Genomic DNA, 16516 nt, shown 5'->3' on the forward strand with positions numbered 1-16516 from the left:
CAGCGCTCCCACCCGCCCCACCCAACTACCGCATGGAGGTCACTGTTACTGTCCGGGGTGCTTGGAAGGACAACAACCGCAGCCATTCGGGGCGAGGGTCATGGAGCCGGATAGACGGGAGTGCCAAAGCTGTTTGGTGAACCACGACGGCGGCCTCCAGTTCCGCTAATTTCGCGCCAAGGCAGCGGTGGATTCCCGAACCAAAGGCCAGACTGTAGGGCACAGGTCCCCGCCGGTCTCCATCAGCTTCGTCCCCGGCACCGGAAGCATCGTCGGCTGCCCAAGGAAATCCGTGGTTTCCCGTCAGTTCCACGAGGAGCTCCTCGCCGGCCAGGATGGGTTCGCCGTTGAGCACTGTGTCGCGGGCAGCGACGCGCCGCCATGTGGGAACGGAGGACTCGGTGGCCAGTATGTGACGCACCATGTCCCTGGCCTTAATGCCCGAGGAAGCTTCCGCCCACGAGACTCCCCGGGAACCCTCCAAGAGCCGGAAAAGCGTAGTGCTGATCAGCTGAGTAGTGGTCTCTTGGCCCGCAATCAACAGGAAGTAGCCCAAGGAACAGATTTCGGGCGTGCTGAGACCATGGTCGGCCAGGGACTTGAAGAGGTTCCTGGTGGAAGCGGCCACTGATTCAACCACCAGTTCCCGCAGCCACGTGTAGAACTCCGCGGCGTTCCGCGCCAGGTGGAGCTGCCGTTCGGGGTCCGGCCAGCCCCAGAACAATTCGAGGGAATCCAAGCTCCAAGCTTTGAGCTGGGGCAAGTCCCGCACAGGAAGCCCCAACAACTCCATCATGACGATGGCCGGGGGATAGGCGGCAACGGCCTGCACCAGATCAACATCTCCGTTGTCCTCGATGAACTGCGAAGCATGGGTAGCAGATTCACGTGCGAGCTGCCGGATCCGTGGTTCCATGGCCGCAACTTTGGCAGGTGTGAAGAAGCCCGCCACCACTTTGCGGATGCCTGCGTGGGAGCCGGTGGCATTGCTGGCCAGGACCGGAGGGAGTGTGAACCGTGCTTTCTGCAGGACACGGAGGGATGGTCCGCTCAAAGGTGTTACTGCCAACAGGGCGTTGGCGGGGCTGAAATCCTCGGGCTTGTGCAGGACCTCCCGAACAGTCTCCGGATCGCGCACTACCTTGTAGGGGCAGGTCGCTGCGCCCGGAACGACAGCCCCATCCGCCGTAGCAGCACCACTCATTAAAGCCCCGGCACCAAACGAACCGCTCATGCCGGCATTCCATCCAGTCGCGACGTTTCCAGCCGGAGCCTGTCGAACCAGCCGGCCGCACGATTCCGGAAAATGCCCGGCTCCAGGCCCGCAGCATCAGCCTCGATGACACCCAGTAATGGAGTGGACCAGGAGGCCAACGTTTCTCGATTGCTGAGCTCTACTGGCCCAGGAGTAGTGGGCCAACTTCCCAGTACTACGCCGATCGCCGGCAGGTCCCGACGATCCAGTGCCTCGAGCGTCAGCGCGGTGTGATTCAAGGTACCCAGTGACGGCCGGGCCACCACGACGACAGCAACCGCGTCACCCAGGAGAGCGCCCAGCTCTGCCAGCGTCCCGCCGTCGTGATCCAACGCGACCAGCAGCCCGCCGGCCCCTTCCACCAGGACGTGGTCGTGTTCCGACGCCAAGCGGCGGATCCTGTCAGCGTGCGCCGCGACCGGAGGCAGCACAACGTTGTCGATGGCCGCGGCCGGGACGGGAGCCATGGGTTCCTGCAGGACGACGCCGGCTTCCGCCATGAGCGGTCCAGCGAGCCGCACGACTTCTGTGCAGTCGGAATCGCCGTCGACGTTGCCGGATTGGCAGGGTTTGTAAACCGCCACGGAGCTGCCTTGCTGCTGCAGCGCGACGGCGAGGGCCGCCGTCGTGATGGTCTTACCGACGCCGGTATCCGTACCGGTCACCAGGACTATGCGGGGCAGGTTCATAGGGTTTCCTCCAGGAGGCCGCGCAGCACGGCGCAAGCGTGGTCAAGTTCTGTGGAGCTCAGGGTGGCGCGGGATGTCAGGCGCAAGCGGGACACGCCATCGGGAACCGAGGGCGGGCGGAAACACCCGACATGAACACCGGCAGCCCGCGCGGCTTGGCTCGCTGCCAACGCCGCATCAGCCGAGGGCATGGGAATTGACTGCACCGCACCTGCGGAACGCTCGACGGCCACCCCTCCGCGGACGCTCCCGAGCCGGCGAGTCAGGGCCGCGGCGTTGCGGTGAACCGCAGCTGTCCGCCACGGCTCCCGTTGGATGATCCCGACGGCGGCAAGCGCGGCTGCCGCTGCAGGCGGGGCAAGGGCGGTGTCGAAGATGAAGCTCCGGGCCCGGTTCACCAAGTGCTCGCGCAGGAGGGAGGAGCTTAGGACCGCCCCACCCTGGCTGCCCAGGGCCTTGGAAAGGGTAGCCGTCTGGACAACGTTGGGGTGACCGGCCAAGGCTGTGCCCGCCACGGCGCCGTGCCCTTGATAGGCCCCGCCCCCCGCGACGCCCAGGCTATGCGCCTCATCCACCAGCAGCACGGCATCGTGTTCCTCGGCCACTGCCAGGAGTTCGGCCAACGGCGCCGCATCCCCGTCCACGCTATAGATGGATTCCACTGCGATCAGCGCCCGCGGCTGAGTGCGGCCAGACAGCAAGCGGGCGGCATCGGCGACGTCGTTGTGCCGGAAGAACGCGGTTTCGGAGCGGCTAAGCCTGAACCCGTCGATCAACGACGCATGGCATTGCTCATCCGCCACAATCAACGTCCCTGGCCCGCCCAACGCTGTGGCGACCCCAAGATTGGCAAGGTAGCCCGAGGAGAACACCAGCCCCGCTTCAGCGCCTGCCAGCCGGGCGAGCGCAAACTCCAATTCCATGTGTAGTTCAGTGGTTCCCGCAACCAGCCGCGACGACGTCGCCCCTGTACCCCAGCGGCGGGCCGCATCGCTCGCGGCCTCGGCCAGGCGGAGGTCCATGGCCAGTCCGAGGTAGTCGTTGCCGGCAAGGTCGATGACGCCGCCCGGCAGGCCACGGACCACCGGTCGTCGCACCAGCCCCCGGCGCTCGCGGACGTGGGCTTGGTCCTCCAACCACCGATTCACGGACCTGCTCATGCGGCGGCCCTTCCGTTCGCCGCCTCGCCTACGGCCGCCACCATGCCCTCAGTGATCGAGCGGACTTGCGGTGCTGTACTGATGTACGGCGGCATCGCGTAGACGAGGTTCCGGAAGGGACGCACCCAGACGCCATTGCCGACCGCGGTCCGCGTCACTGCGGCGACGTCCACGGCGTCCTTCAACTCGATGACGCCCACGGCGCCGATGGTACGGACGTCTGCGACGGCGTCGAGTTCCAGCGCGGGTGCCAGGCCTTCGGCCAAGCCGGCCTCGACTCGTGCCACATCGGTGCGCCAGCCATCATCCCGCAGCAGCCCAAGGCTCGCGTTGGCCACCGCGCAGGCGAGCGGATTGGCCATGAAGGTGGGACCGTGGAGGAGGGCTCCCGCCTCACCCCCGGAAACCCTCCGCGCTACGTCACCCGTGCACAGTGTGGCCGCCAGCGTGAGGTACCCCCCGGTCAGGGCTTTGCCCACACACATGATGTCCGGGGAGATTCCAGCGTGGTCCGCTGCGAAGAGCTGGCCCGTCCGCCCGAAACCAGTAGCGATCTCGTCGAGGATCAGCAGCAGCCCGTGGTGGTCGGCTATCTCCCGGACGATCCGGACGCACTCGGCCGGGTAGGCGAACATCCCGCCGGCGCCTTGGAGGACGGGCTCTACGATGATGGCCGCCAACTCGTCGGAGTGCTCCCGGGCCAATGCCTCAACAGAGGCCCGCCACTCCTGCACCTGTGCAGGCGTTGCCGTCGACGCTGCAGGAGGTCGCGGCGCAAACACGTTGGCAGCCAGCAACCCGGGGAAGGCAGAATGCATGCCATCGATGGGGTCGCACACCCCCATGGCCGCGAACGTGTCCCCGTGATAGCCGCCGCGGACTGTGAGGAAGCGTTGCCGCTTGGGCCGGCCCGACGCCGTCTGGAACTGCACTGCCAGCTTGAGTCCCACCTCCACTGAGATCGAACCGGAATCGGCCAGGAACACCCGTTCCAGTCCGCGCGGAGCCATGGAAAGCAACTGCCCGGCGAGGTCCACAGCCGGTCGATGCGTCAGCCCGCCAAACATCACGTGGCTGAACGAGCTGAGCTGACGCTGGACGGCTTCGTCCAGCACAGGGTGGCGATACCCGTGGATCACCGACCACCACGACGACATCGCATCCAGCACCTCATGGACACGGCCGGCCTCATCCCGCAGCCGCAGCGCCACGCCGTCGGCGGCTTCGACTTCCCAGAGGGGCAGTGTGCCGGACGCCGGCGCGTAAGGGTGCCAGAGGCTCGAACGGTCGCGTTCGATCAAGGAGCTCACGACGCCACCACGCCGTGCCGTGAACACTCGGCCGTCCACCCCAGGGGAGTGACCTGCACCTTCATGCGCCGCCGGCATTGACAGCAATAGCGTGGCGGTTCCAGCGCCAACTGCTGTTGGCAGCTGCGGTGGGAGTCCGACGTCGGGTGCTCGCCTTTGGTTCGCGGCGTGCCGTCCGCGGGACCTACCTCGCCGCCGCAATGCCCGCAGTAATCCGCAGTCGCAGCCGGGATCACAGCGACTTCTGGAGTTCCTTGATGGGCATGTTGAGCTCCACCAGGAGGTTGAGGTCGGCGGTGGCCGGGCGGCCCAGGGTGGTGAGGTAGTTGCCCACGATCACGGCGTTGATTCCCCCCAGCAGGCCTTCACGGGTGCCGAGGTCGCCGAGGGTCAATTCACGGCCGCCGGCATAGCGGAGGACGGTGCGCGGCATGGCGAGCCGGAAGGCAGCGATGGCTCGGAGGGCGTCTTTGCCATCCATGATGCCTTGGTTCTCCAAGGGCGTGCCGGGACGGGGATTGAGGAAGTTCAGCGGGACCTCGTGCGGTTCCAGGGCGGCCAGCTGGGAAGCGAGTTCCGCCCTTTGTTCCAGTGTCTCGCCCATGCCGATCAGTGCTCCGCAGCAGAGTTCCATGCCTGCAGCCTTGACCATGTTGCAGGTGTCGAGGCGTTCCTCGTAGCTGTGCGTCGTCACTACCTCGGGGAAGTAGCTGCGGGCGGTCTCAAGGTTGTGGTTGTAGCGGTGGACGCCCCACTCTGCGAGCTGGTCCACCTGGCGTTGGGTGAGCATGCCCAGCGAGCACGCGATGTTGATGTCAACTTCCTCGTTGATACGGTCGATCGCGAACTTGATCTGGTTCATGAGCTTGATGTCGGGGCCCCGGACGGCTGCGACGATGCAGAACTCCGTGGCGCCCGTGGCGGCTGTTTCCTTCGCTGCCTTGACGAGTTCGGGGATGTCCAGCCACACGCCACGGACGGGGGAGTCGAACAGCCCGGACTGGCTGCAGAAATGGCAATCCTCCGGGCAGCCCCCGGTCTTGATGGAGATGATGCCCTCTACCTCGACGTCCTCACCGCAATGCTTCAGGCGGACCTCGTGCGCAAGCTGCAAAGCGGCGGGAATGGCGTCGTCGGGCAGTTGGAGGACCTCAACAAGTTGGGACTCGTTCAGGCCCTCGCCGCGCTCAAGGACCTGCTCGCGGGCCGTGTCCAGAATGGCGTAACCGGTGGCTTCATGGGTTGCTTGGGTCGTCATGGAGACGACGCTATCCGTGGCTTGGCACGGCGATTTTGTGGAGTGCGTACAAACCGGGGCGCGGGATTTTGGTACGCGCCCGGCTCCGGCAACGCCTATGGGGTCAGGGCTTGAGCACCACCTTGATGCATCCGTCCTGCTTCTTCTGGAATTTCTCATAGAGCTCCGGCGCGTCATCAAGTCCGCCCGTATGGGTGACCAGATGCATGACTCCCAGCGGATCGGCGTCGTCCTCTACCAAGGGGAGCAACTGATCGGTCCAGCTGCGTACATTGCATTGCCCCATGCGGAGTTGTACCTGCTTATCGAACATCGTCATGAGCGGCATGGGATCTGCTTGTCCGCCGTATACCCCGCTGAGTGAGATCGTCCCGCCACGCCGAACGGTGTCAACTGCCGTGTGAAGGGCGGCCAGGCGGTCCACGCTCATGGTCTCCATGGCCACTTGCGCCGGCTTGTCAGGGAGTAGGGACACCGCGCGGTGAAGGAAGGAAGCCACAGGAGAGCCGTGTGCTTCCATGCCCACCGCATCCACCACGCCGTCCGGCCCGCGGCCCAGGGTTTCCTCGCGGATCTGCCCGGCGACGTCTGAGCTGTAGTCCATCACTTCCACTCCGTGTTGCTCCGCCATGGCACGACGCTCAGGAACGGGATCCACGCCGATCACGCGGAAGCCCTTGTGCTTGCCGATCCGGGCCGCGAACTGGCCAACGGGGCCGAGGCCGAGCACCGCCAAAGTGCCACCTTCGGGAACGTTGGCGTACTCCACGGCCTGCCATGCAGTGGGAAGGATGTCTGAAAGGAAGAGGTAACGTTCGTCCGGGAGGTCCGATTCAACCTTGATGGGGCCGTAATCCCCGAACGGTACGCGCAAGTACTGTGCCTGGCCTCCGGGAACGGAGCCGTAGAGTTCGGAGTAGCCGAACAGCGCCGCCCCCGATCCCTTCTCCTTGACCTGCGTGGTTTCGCATTGGGACTGCAGGCCTTGGTTGCACATGTAGCACCGGCCGCAGGAGATGTTGAAGGGGACCACTACGCGGTCGCCTTTCTTGAGGCGGTGAACCTCGGTGCCCACTTCTTCCACGATGCCCATGGGTTCGTGGCCGATGATGTCCCCCTTGTTCATGTAGGGGCCAAGGATTTCGTAGAGGTGCAGGTCGGAACCGCAGATGGCCGACGACGTGATGCGGACGATGACGTCCGTCGGTTCCTGGATGGTTGGATCGGGGACTTCGATGACGCTCAGTGAACGCCTGCCTTGCCATGTCACTGCTTTCACAATCGCGCTCCCTGCTTTAGGCCGGAGGTGTCCCTCGCTTCCGGAGACCCTCCCAGCGAAGCAGAGTTGCCAGCGGCGCACAAGGTGTCAGGAGCCTCGACACTCCAATGGGCCAGGCCTACATTGAGGCTATGAGTGACGAATCGCGCAAACCCGATCAAGCACCTTCCGACGCCCCGCCACCTGAGGCGCCTGCCGACGTCGAGCATGACGCGGGCGGCCCCGGCACGGGGGACTTCACTACGGAAGTGGACCCCACGTTCATCCCCGGCGAAAGCGGCGAAACGCCGGAGGAAAAGCGTGCGCGGGAGCATCCCGAGGCGACGGGAAGCTAACTCTTTCCGCTCCGTTTCAACCCAATGACGACGGCGGCGCGGACGTCGCCGCCGAGGGTCACCCGTTACGGAAAACTAGTAAGCAGCCTTATTATTGGTTACGATACCCGTAGGGGAGAGTTCATCGGGCAGAGTTGACCGAGGAGAGCAGATTGTCGATCATACAGAATCCACTGATTCCTGAAGGCACGTCCCGGCCCAACGGAGAACCGCTGAAGTGCCGTAAATGCGGCTCGGCCGATCACCTGGACCTGGAGACGATCGAATCCATAGCGCCCCATCCGGGCGACCTGCTGGTATCGGTTTCCTACACCTGCCTGATGTGTGAAACCTCATACGCACACACCGCGGCGTTCCATGAAGTGGCGACCGTCCTGAACCGGAACGGCACCGTGTCCGGGCTCCTGCAATTCGGCGGGGAGTACTTCCATTGCGGCGAACCCATGCAGTTCGCTAGGTCGTCCGCTCGCAGCGTCTATGCCCCGATCACCACGGACGACGTGGACGACGGACTCCTCGATGTCTACCTGAAGACACGGGTCCTGCAATGCCATTGCGGTTTTCGGATGGAGCTGCCGGCGTAAGGAGGCAACTGCCCGCCCAGGGAGGGCAAAAACCGTTTGGAGCAGGCGCAGGTGGGTACAGCTTGAATACCAAGCACAGCGTGGGCTAGGAGCGGCGCCCAACGAAGCCGTTCACGAGGGAGGCAATCCACATGGATACCGGGCTACTGGTACTCATCATCGTGTTGGCGGTCGTCGTAGTCGCCGCTGTGATCATCGCAGTCGTGGTTGGTCGGCGGAAGAAGACAGAACTCAACCGCCGCCGGGCAGGCGAGCTTCGCGAAAAGGCCGACCAGGAAGCCGTAGGCGCGCACCAGGCGAAAGCCCAGTCAGCGCAAGCCGAAGCGGCCGCAGTCCAGGCTGAAGTGGAAGCCAACAGGCTCCGGCGCGAGGCAGACCGCCACGCGGAGAAGGCTGACGAAGCGAGCGGCCGCGTCGAAGAGCACCTTCGCCACGCCGACAAGATCGACCCGGACGTCAGCACCAACCGTGACGACCGATCCAATGACGACCGCCCCCGCGAAGCGGACCGCCCGCGCAATGCCGACCGCCCGCGCGAGGCGGACCGCAACGCTGCGAACGACGACGGCCCCCGCCTCACGCGCGACCGCTCGGGCCGCGAGGGCTCGGTGCGGGACGCATCGCCGAACGACGGGTCATCCCGTGACGACGCGGTTCGCGATGGTGCAGGGCGTGATCGTTCGGGGCGGGACGGCGACAGGAACCTGTAGTTTCGGCTAGGAAGGGAGGCAGGAGATGAGCATCGTGGTGAGACGAACCGGGCAAGCGTTACGCGCGTCGGATCCGAAGCGGAACCGGCATGCCGTCGACGTTGTTTTGGGGCACCTGGGCGAAATCGGCCCGGCGGTAGCAGCACTCCGCCGCGAATCGTCACGATTGGCCGAATGGGGCGAGGAACTTGCCCGTGTCCGTCGGCGCGGCGGCAGCGTCTTTGCTGCGGGCACGGACGGGTCCGCCCATGAAGCCGCAAGATTCACCTCCGAACTGGCAGCCCATGATCCGGGGGACGGCGCTACGTTCAAAGCCATCTCCGTCACAAAAGACGCAGCCAATGAGGCAGAGGGCACTATCAGCGGTCAGATTCCCAAGCTGGTGCGCAGGGGTGACATCGTGGTGCTCCTCGCCGCGAAAGGGATTACCGAAGACCTTCGGAAGGCAGCGGCGGCGGCAAAGGAAGTCGGTGCGCGGGTCTGGGCTTTGACAGGCAAGGAATCGAAAGACCTGGCCCAAGCAGTCCACGAGGCCATTTGCATCGACACTGATCCTCCCCATGCTGAAGAGGCCCACCTGGTGGCGGTCCTGGCCCTCTGTGAATGCTTTGATGAATCGATGCAGGAGATGGGCTCGAAGTAGGGCGGTTGGTGTGATCTGCCCCTCATTCGGAATAGTTGCAGACGCGGCACAGTTGCGCAGGATGAACGTGATTCATTCTGAAAGGAACTGCGCATGCTGTTTTCTCCGCTGGCCCTCGGTGAGCTTGAACTTCCCAACCGACTGGTGATGGCACCGCTCACGCGCCTCCGCGCAGGGCTTGACGGTGTCCCGAATGACTTGATAGCCGAGCACTACCGCCAGCGGGCCTCTTTGGGCTTGATTGTCAGTGAAGGCACATATCCCGCTCCTGCCGGTCAGTCGTACACGGGCCAACCCGGTCTCGTGACGGAAGAGCAGATCGCCGGCTGGAAGAAGGTCACCGACGCCGTTCATGCTGAAGGCGGCCGTATCTTTGCCCAGATCATGCATGGGGGCCGCGTCTCGCATGCGGACATCACTGGTGGCCATGAGATCGTGGGCCCGAGTGCCGTGGCAATTGAGGGTGAAGTGCGCACGCCCAATGGCAAGCAAGCCTACCCGGTCCCGCGTGAACTCCGCACCGATGAGTTGCCGGCTGTTATCCAGGAGATTGTCACGGCCTCCAAGAATGCCATCGAGGCAGGTTTCGACGGCGTTGAGCTCCACTCGGCCAACGGCTACCTGCTGCACGAATTCCTGGCACCGAACTCGAACGTCCGCACGGACAGCTACGGTGGCTCCCCGGAGAACCGAGCGCGCTTTGTCATTGAGACCGTGAACGCCGTTGTCGAGGCCCTGGGCGCGAACCGCGTCGGCATCCGCATCTCTCCCGAGCACAACGTGCAGGGTATCGCCGAAATTGACTCCGCCGACGTCCGCGCCACCTACGAAGTCCTGGTGGACACCATCGCACCCCTTAACCTCGCATACTTGAGCATCCTGCACCACGATCCCAAGGGCGCCCTTGTGCAGGACCTCCGCGAACGGTTCAACGGGACGTTCCTGGTGAACACCGGCTTCAGCGAGATCACCACCCGGGAAGAGGCGGTGGCCTTGGTGGCTGACGGCCTCGCTGACGGGGTTGTTGTTGGCCGCCCCGCAATCGCCAACCCGGACCTTGCCCGCCGCTGGCGCGAGAGCCTCCCGCTGAATGAGCCGGACGCCTCCACCTTCTATGCCGAAGGCGCCAAGGGCTACACGGACTACCCGTTCTACGCGAACTAAGCGCGAAGAACCCCGGCAGGACCGCGACGTCGGCACTCACCCGAGTGCCGGCGTCGCGGTTTTAACCCGTCCCCGCCCAACTAGGTCGCATTAGTGCGCGTTATGAGCCCTCAAAACGCGCACTAGTGCGACCTAGTTGGGTGACTGGACGGAGTGTGACGGCCGGTGTTTCGCTGGTCCGCGGGCCCGTTCCTATAGGATTTGTCCATGCAGAACGCTTCCCCGGGCGCTGTGCGCGCTGGCTTTCCCGTCAGCCGCCAAGTGCTGGCCGACCACGTGTACGAGGCCCTCCTTGAATGGCTCATGGATGGTCGGCTGGAACCCGGGGCCGCGGTCAGCATCGATGGAATGGCCCGGGAACTGGACGTTTCGCCCACCCCCGTCCGTGAAGCACTCGCCAGGTTGGAACACACGGGAATGGTCCGCCGGGTGGCGCTCAAGGGGTACCGCGTGGCGCCGGTGTTCACGCGCGAAGATTTCGCGGAGCTCATGGAAGCCCGCCTTTCGATAGAACCAGTGAACGCTCGTCTGGCATGTTCCCGGATCACGCCGGAGGGCCTGGATGCGCTGAGGCAAGCCGTCGAGGACCTCAAAACCGCGCCAAGGGGCGGGACGTTCGCCGAGTATCGGAGTTACCTCGAAGCGGACGAGCGGTTCCATCAGCTCATTGCCGCCCAGGCCAGCAACCAGTTCCTGCTTGCCGCGTACAACACTCTCGGCGGACAGATCCAGCGGTTCCGGTTGTTCGGGGGAGTGGGCATTACTGACGCCGAGCAGGCCATTGCCGAACACCAAGCCGTCCTGGACGCCATGACCAGCGGCGACCCTGAGAAGGCCGCGCGAGCCATGACCGATCACGTGGAGAAGGTCAGGGGGCGGGCCATGGCGGATGCCCCCACTGACTCGCTGTGATGCCTGCTTTGCGCGGCAATTCTCCGAACATAGCGCGCAGAGCCGGCCCCGCAACCGTGACAGCCTTCACAATAATATGTAAGACATATAGGATCTAGGAAGTTTCACCCAAAGGGTTGACAGACTTTAATCGTTCGTAAATCCTATAGGAAACAGGATTCCACGAAGGAGTGATCATCATGGCGTACACCGCCGAGAATTGGCCCATTACAGCGGCCCTCCTGCAGTTCCCCGGCACCGACGCCGCGGGGCGGCACGTCAACGACGCCGACCCTTCCGTTTGGGCGGAAGTCTTCCGGGAAGTGAAGGACGCAGGTTTCGCGAACGCGGACCTTACCGACAGCTGGGTCCGGCCCGGCGACCTCAGCAAGGATCGCCTCGCCGAGTTCAAGCAAGCGGCCAGTGAAGTGGGCATTGGAATCCCCGTGATCTCTGCGATCCGCCGCAGCGTCATCCACCAGCAGGACTGGGTCGACAACCTCGCTTACAGCCACCGCACCATCGATGCCGCTGCCGAACTTGGCTGCGAGGTGGTCTCCTTCGGCCTGCACCAGGCCATCACCCCGGAGCAGCAGAAGCAGCTGTGGTTCTGGACGGTTGAGGGCTACAAGGACCCGTTCGGTGACAAGGAAGCGTGGAACAACGCAGTCACGAGAATCCGCGAGCTCGGCCAGCATGCTGCAGAGTCAGGCATTCTGATCTCCTTGGAGATGTACGAGGACACTTTCCTCGGAACCGCGGATTCGTCCGTTCAACTGGTCCAGGACATCGGGCTGGACAACGTTGGACTCAACCCCGACCTCGGCAACCTGATCCGCTTGCATCGCCCCATCGAAGACTGGCGCGAGCTGGTCCACAAGACTTTGCCGTATTCCAACTACTGGCACATGAAGAACTACATCCGCGACGAAGACGTAGCCCGCGACAGCTACATCACCATGCCGTCGCCCATGGAAAGCGGTTTGATCAACTACCGCGAAGCCTTCAAGTTCGCGCTCTCTGTTGGCTTCCAAGGCATCCTCTGCACGGAGCACTACGGCGGAGACGGACTCAGCGTAACGGCGAGCAACCAGGAGTACCTGCGCCGGCACGTCCTTCCAAAAACAGACGGCTACGTCCTGGGCAAGAGCAAGGTGGCCCAGGGGCGTCAGGTTCCCTCAACCCAGCTCGCCGGGGTCTGACGCCATGACACAGATCTTCGACAACCCCGCGGACTTTGCCGACGAAGCCCTCGACGGCTTCGTTGCCGCAAACCGCAATTACGTAGCACGGGTGGACGGTGGCGTGGTTCGCTCCACGCAGATGCCGGCGGGGCAGGTAGCACTCGTGGTCGGCGGCGGCTCGGGACACTATCCGGCCTTTGCCGGATTGGTCGGCCCTGGCCTCGCAGCCGGCTCGGCATGCGGCAACATGTTTGCCTCGCCGGCTGCCGGCCAGGTCTACCGGGTGGCCAAGGCAGCCAACGCCGGCGGGGGAGTGCTGCTGAGTTACGGCAACTACGCTGGCGACGTCCTGCACTTCGGCCAAGCGCAGCTCCGCCTCAACGCCGAGGGCATCGAGACCCGCACCGTCACCGTCACGGATGACATCGCCAGCGCACCCATCGAAGAGCTTGAGAAGCGCCGCGGCATCGCCGGGGACCTCACCGTTTTCAAGATCGCAGGGGCTGCTGCCGAAGCGGGACTGAACCTTGACGACGTCGAGCGTCTGGCCATCAAGACCAATTACCGCACGCGGTCCCTGGGCGTTGCTTTTGACGGCTGCACGCTCCCCGGAGCCAAGGAAGCCCTGTTCCATGTCCCGGCGGGGCAGATGTCCCTCGGGCTCGGCATTCACGGCGAGCCTGGCATTTCCGAGCACCCCATGCCCACGGCATCTGAGCTGGCAGAACTCCTGGTATCCAAGCTCCTCGCGGACAAACCGGAAGACGCCGGGCACCGCGTGGTCGCCATTGTCAACGGCCTTGGCACCGTCAAGTACGACGAACTTTTCCTGCTGTACGGCAAGGTCGAGAAGCTCCTCACGGAAGCGGGACTCACCGTCGTCGAACCGGAGTGCGGCGAGTTGGTCACCAGCCTGGACATGTCCGGCTTGTCGTTGACGTTGCTGTGGCTTGACGAGGAACTCGAACAGTATTGGTCGGCTCCCGCTGACACGCCGGCCTTCCGTAAGGGGAACATGGCGCCCCGGGCGCCGCGGACTGCGGTAACAAGCGACGACGCCGAAACCTCCGAAAGCGAACAGCCCACCCCTGCGGCGGCTGAACTCGGGCGGCAGGCCGTGGCAATCCTCGCCCAGGTGAGGGACGTCGTCGTCGAGCATGAAGAGGAGCTCGGCAAGCTGGACGCGATCGCCGGCGACGGCGACCATGGCATTGGCATGAGGCGCGGCGTCGACGCGGCGGCGGCAGCGGGTGAAGCCGCCACCGGTGCGTCTGTGGCCCGGATCCTCACGGCTGCAGGCGAGGCGTGGAGCGAGCGCGCAGGTGGCACGTCCGGCGCGCTGTGGGGCTCCGCTGTCATCGCCGCGGGACAGGCGCTGGGCAACCGCGTGGCGTACAGTGCCTCCGACGCGCGGGCCGCCGTAGCCGCGTTCGCCAACGCCATCACCGAGCTCGGCAGGGCGGATGCAGGGGACAAGACCATGGTGGATGCCCTCTTGCCGTTCCGGGACGCGTTCCTGGACGAGCTCGACGGCGGCGCTCCCGTTGACCGGGCACTGGCAGTAGCCGCTGCGGCGGCTGAGTCCGCTGCCGCGGCAACCGCTGAGCTGCGTCCCCTCAAGGGTCGCGCCCGTCCCCTCGCGGAGAAGAGCCTTGGCCATCCTGACCCCGGCGCGGTCTCTTTTGGACTGATCGCCGCGCGGATCTCGGCATTTATTGATTCACAACTGGCCACCGCCACAGCGGCACGGGCTGGAAACGGAGTTCAAGCATGAGCACAACAGCAGGCTGGCGGATTGTCGTTGGCAACGATGAGGCAGGCGTCGAGTACAAGAACGCCCTGAAAGCCCTCCTCGAAGCCGACCCCCGTGTGGCTTCGGTGACAGACGTGGGTGTAGGCGCCAACGATTCCACCGCGTACCCGCACGTCGCAGTCGATGCCGCACGCAAAGTCGCCGAAGGTGACGCGGACAGGGCCCTCCTGATTTGCGGCACCGGCTTGGGCGTAGCCATCGCGGCCAACAAAGTCCCCGGCATCCGGGCAGTCACTGCCCATGATTCCTACTCCGTGGAACGCTCCGTGCTGAGCAACAACGCGCAGGTCCTCACCCTGGGCCAGCGTGTCATCGGCCTGGAACTGGCCAAGAAGCTGGTGGGCGAGTGGCTCGATCACCGCTTCGACGAAAATTCCGCCTCCGCCGCCAAGGTGGATGCCATCTGCTCCTACGAACCCGACTACACGAAGGCGGTCTGACCATGACCTCGACAACTACTCCTGACGGAACAGCAGGCGCCCAAGCCCGGAAGATCGCCGTCGTGGGTTCCGGTTACATGGGTGGCGGAATCGCCCAGGTCCTGGCGCTCGGCGGGGCGCGCGTGGCGCTGGCGGACGTGTCCGCCGAGGTTGCCCGGAAGAATTATGACCGCCTGATGGAAGAGTCTGACCAGTTCATTGCGGACGGGCTGTTCCCGGCAGGGTCCACGGAAATCCTCAAGCAGAACCTGTGGGCTGCCAAGGACATCGAGGAAGCAGTTGCCGACGCCGACTTCATCGAAGAAGCCGTGCCCGAGGTGCTGGAGATCAAGCACCAGACCCTGGCCCGGATCAGCGCCGCGGCACGGCCGGACGCCCTGATCGGGTCCAACACGTCAACGATTTCCATCGCCGCCCTCGCCGAAGCAGTGACAGGCCCGGAGCGCTTCCTCGGTGTGCACTTTTCCAACCCGTCACCGTTCATTCCGGGTGTGGAGATCATTCCGCACGCCGGAACTTCCGTGGAAACGGTGTCCGCATCGCGGGACCTCGTTCATGCGGCCGGTAAGCAGACCGCCGTCGTCAAGGACGTCACCGGCTTCGTTCTCAACCGACTGCAGTACGCACTCTTCCACGAGGCAGCGCAGTTGGTGGAGCAGGGCATCGCGACAGCGGACGACGTCGACACTTTGGTCCGTACGACGTTCGGTTTCCGCTTGCCGTTCTTTGGTCCGTTCGCAATCGCCGATATGGCCGGCCTGGATGTTTACAACTTCTGCTACAAATCGCTGCAGACCGGGTTTCCGGAGCGCTTTGCGACGCCGAAGATCCTCTCCGACCTGGTCGAGGCAGGCAAGCTCGGCACCAAGACCGGCGCAGGTTTCCTCAATGTTCCCGCCGAACGGACGCCGGAACTCATCGCCTACCGCAACAAAGCCTATGTGGCCATGCAGAAGCTCATTGAAGAGCTCGGCCCCGCACCGATCAACTAATTCATAAGAGGAAATTACCCATGACTTTCCCCGCATCACGCACCGCCATCGTCACCGGTGCTGTGTCCGAACGCGGCATCGGCCGCGCCACCGTCAACTACCTCGCCGCCCAAGGGTGGAACATCGGCATCATCGACCTCGACGACGCCGCCTGCAAGGCCGCGGCCAAGGAAATCGCCGCTGAATACAGCGTCCAGGCGCACGGCGTCGGTGCCAACGTGGCCAGCGAAGCCGAGGTCCGCAGGGCCATTGATGAACTTGAGGCGGAGTTGCCGCAGATCGTGGCCCTCGCGAACGTGGCCGGCGTCAGCTCGCCCGTCGGTTACCTTGAGCTCGAGCCCGCCGAATGGGATCGCGTACTGAACATCAACCTCAACGGCGTCCACTACGCTACCCGCCGCGTTGCCGAATCGATGGTCAGGAACCGGATCGGTCGCATCGTCAACATTTCCTCGGTCTCAGCGCAGCGCGGCGGCGGTACTTTCTCCAAAACCCCTTACTCCGTGGCCAAAGCAGGGGTGATCGGCCTGACCCGTGCCACGGCACGTGAACTGGGGGAATACGACATCACCGTCAATGCGATCTCACCCGGCCCCATCGACACCGACATCATGGGCGGAACCCTGAGTGAGGAGCGCAAGGACGAACTCGTCAAGGATCTCGTGGTGAACCGCGTTGGTTCCACCCGCGACATCGCAGCCGCCATCGCCTTCCTCATCAGCGAGGACGCCGGATACATCTCCGGCCAGACGCTGAATGTGGATGGCGGCCTGTACATGCACTAGGCGACATCATGCGGACCTGGACCA

Annotated in this window: 17 protein-coding genes; 11 read left to right on the plus strand and 6 right to left on the minus strand. The window is 64.4% G+C overall.

Translation table 11 applies throughout. The features are described 5' to 3' along the window. Nucleotides 1–25: 25 nt before the first annotated feature. The 6 genes from AB0N65_RS06400 to AB0N65_RS06425 all read right to left on the minus strand — a co-directional run bounded on the left by AB0N65_RS06400 (nucleotide 26) and on the right by AB0N65_RS06425 (nucleotide 6951). Complete coding sequence (locus tag AB0N65_RS06400; RefSeq protein WP_364159238.1) at nucleotides 26–1234, minus strand: cytochrome P450; 1209 nt, start codon at nucleotides 1232–1234, stop codon at nucleotides 26–28. Continuing rightward, entirely contained in the window at nucleotides 1231–1944 is a 714-nt protein-coding gene (bioD, locus tag AB0N65_RS06405; protein ID WP_364159241.1) for a dethiobiotin synthase, read from the minus strand. Before bioD ends, AB0N65_RS06400 begins: the two co-directional genes overlap by 4 nt. Further along, nucleotides 1941–3104, minus strand: coding sequence for an 8-amino-7-oxononanoate synthase (locus AB0N65_RS06410; protein ID WP_364159244.1), 1164 nt, complete (start codon nucleotides 3102–3104; stop codon nucleotides 1941–1943). The genes bioD and AB0N65_RS06410 overlap by 4 nt, the downstream gene beginning before the upstream one ends. Continuing rightward, a complete protein-coding gene (gene bioA, locus AB0N65_RS06415; protein ID WP_364159247.1) occupies nucleotides 3101–4414 on the minus strand; it encodes an adenosylmethionine--8-amino-7-oxononanoate transaminase in 1314 nt (437 codons plus the stop codon). Before bioA ends, AB0N65_RS06410 begins: the two co-directional genes overlap by 4 nt. Nucleotides 4415–4646: 232 nt before the next feature. Further along, on the minus strand, nucleotides 4647–5672 hold the full coding sequence (gene bioB, locus AB0N65_RS06420) for a biotin synthase BioB (protein WP_364159250.1): 1026 nt from the start codon (nucleotides 5670–5672) through the stop codon (nucleotides 4647–4649). A 103-nt stretch (nucleotides 5673–5775) separates the two neighbouring features. Next, on the minus strand, nucleotides 5776–6951 hold the full coding sequence (locus AB0N65_RS06425; protein ID WP_364159253.1) for a zinc-dependent alcohol dehydrogenase: 1176 nt from the start codon (nucleotides 6949–6951) through the stop codon (nucleotides 5776–5778). 131 nt (nucleotides 6952–7082) lie between these two features. Between AB0N65_RS06425 and AB0N65_RS06430 the strand changes: the two genes are divergently transcribed. The 11 genes from AB0N65_RS06430 to AB0N65_RS06480 all read left to right on the plus strand — a co-directional run bounded on the left by AB0N65_RS06430 (nucleotide 7083) and on the right by AB0N65_RS06480 (nucleotide 16492). Next, nucleotides 7083–7286 (plus strand): hypothetical protein, encoded by a 204-nt coding sequence (locus AB0N65_RS06430; protein WP_364159256.1) that lies wholly within the window; start codon nucleotides 7083–7085, stop codon nucleotides 7284–7286. Between the two features lie 152 nt (nucleotides 7287–7438). Further along, nucleotides 7439–7870: a hypothetical protein gene (locus AB0N65_RS06435; RefSeq protein WP_364159259.1), complete on the plus strand. Its 432-nt coding sequence runs from the start codon at nucleotides 7439–7441 to the stop codon at nucleotides 7868–7870. A gap of 131 nt (nucleotides 7871–8001) precedes the next feature. Beyond that, entirely contained in the window at nucleotides 8002–8580 is a 579-nt protein-coding gene (locus tag AB0N65_RS06440) for a hypothetical protein (RefSeq protein ID WP_364159262.1), read from the plus strand. 25 nt (nucleotides 8581–8605) lie between these two features. Continuing rightward, complete coding sequence (locus AB0N65_RS06445) at nucleotides 8606–9223, plus strand: SIS domain-containing protein (protein ID WP_364159265.1); 618 nt, start codon at nucleotides 8606–8608, stop codon at nucleotides 9221–9223. 93 nt (nucleotides 9224–9316) lie between these two features. Continuing rightward, nucleotides 9317–10387: an alkene reductase gene (locus tag AB0N65_RS06450; protein ID WP_364159268.1), complete on the plus strand. Its 1071-nt coding sequence runs from the start codon at nucleotides 9317–9319 to the stop codon at nucleotides 10385–10387. A 207-nt stretch (nucleotides 10388–10594) separates the two neighbouring features. Then, entirely contained in the window at nucleotides 10595–11299 is a 705-nt protein-coding gene (locus tag AB0N65_RS06455) for a GntR family transcriptional regulator (RefSeq protein WP_364159271.1), read from the plus strand. A gap of 179 nt (nucleotides 11300–11478) precedes the next feature. Beyond that, nucleotides 11479–12480: a sugar phosphate isomerase/epimerase family protein gene (locus AB0N65_RS06460; RefSeq protein WP_364159274.1), complete on the plus strand. Its 1002-nt coding sequence runs from the start codon at nucleotides 11479–11481 to the stop codon at nucleotides 12478–12480. 4 nt (nucleotides 12481–12484) lie between these two features. Beyond that, nucleotides 12485–14236, plus strand: a complete 1752-nt coding sequence (gene dhaL, locus AB0N65_RS06465) for a dihydroxyacetone kinase subunit DhaL (protein WP_364159277.1) — start codon at nucleotides 12485–12487, stop codon at nucleotides 14234–14236. Continuing rightward, nucleotides 14233–14715, plus strand: a complete 483-nt coding sequence (locus tag AB0N65_RS06470) for a ribose-5-phosphate isomerase (RefSeq protein WP_364159280.1) — start codon at nucleotides 14233–14235, stop codon at nucleotides 14713–14715. The genes dhaL and AB0N65_RS06470 overlap by 4 nt, the downstream gene beginning before the upstream one ends. A gap of 2 nt (nucleotides 14716–14717) precedes the next feature. Continuing rightward, entirely contained in the window at nucleotides 14718–15707 is a 990-nt protein-coding gene (locus AB0N65_RS06475) for a 3-hydroxyacyl-CoA dehydrogenase family protein (protein WP_364159283.1), read from the plus strand. Between the two features lie 20 nt (nucleotides 15708–15727). Further along, nucleotides 15728–16492 (plus strand): SDR family oxidoreductase, encoded by a 765-nt coding sequence (locus AB0N65_RS06480; protein WP_364159286.1) that lies wholly within the window; start codon nucleotides 15728–15730, stop codon nucleotides 16490–16492. The last annotated feature ends 24 nt before the right edge of the window (nucleotides 16493–16516 follow it).

Source organism: Paenarthrobacter sp. NPDC089322 (assembly GCF_040684895.1).
Lineage (GTDB): Bacteria > Actinomycetota > Actinomycetes > Actinomycetales > Micrococcaceae > Arthrobacter.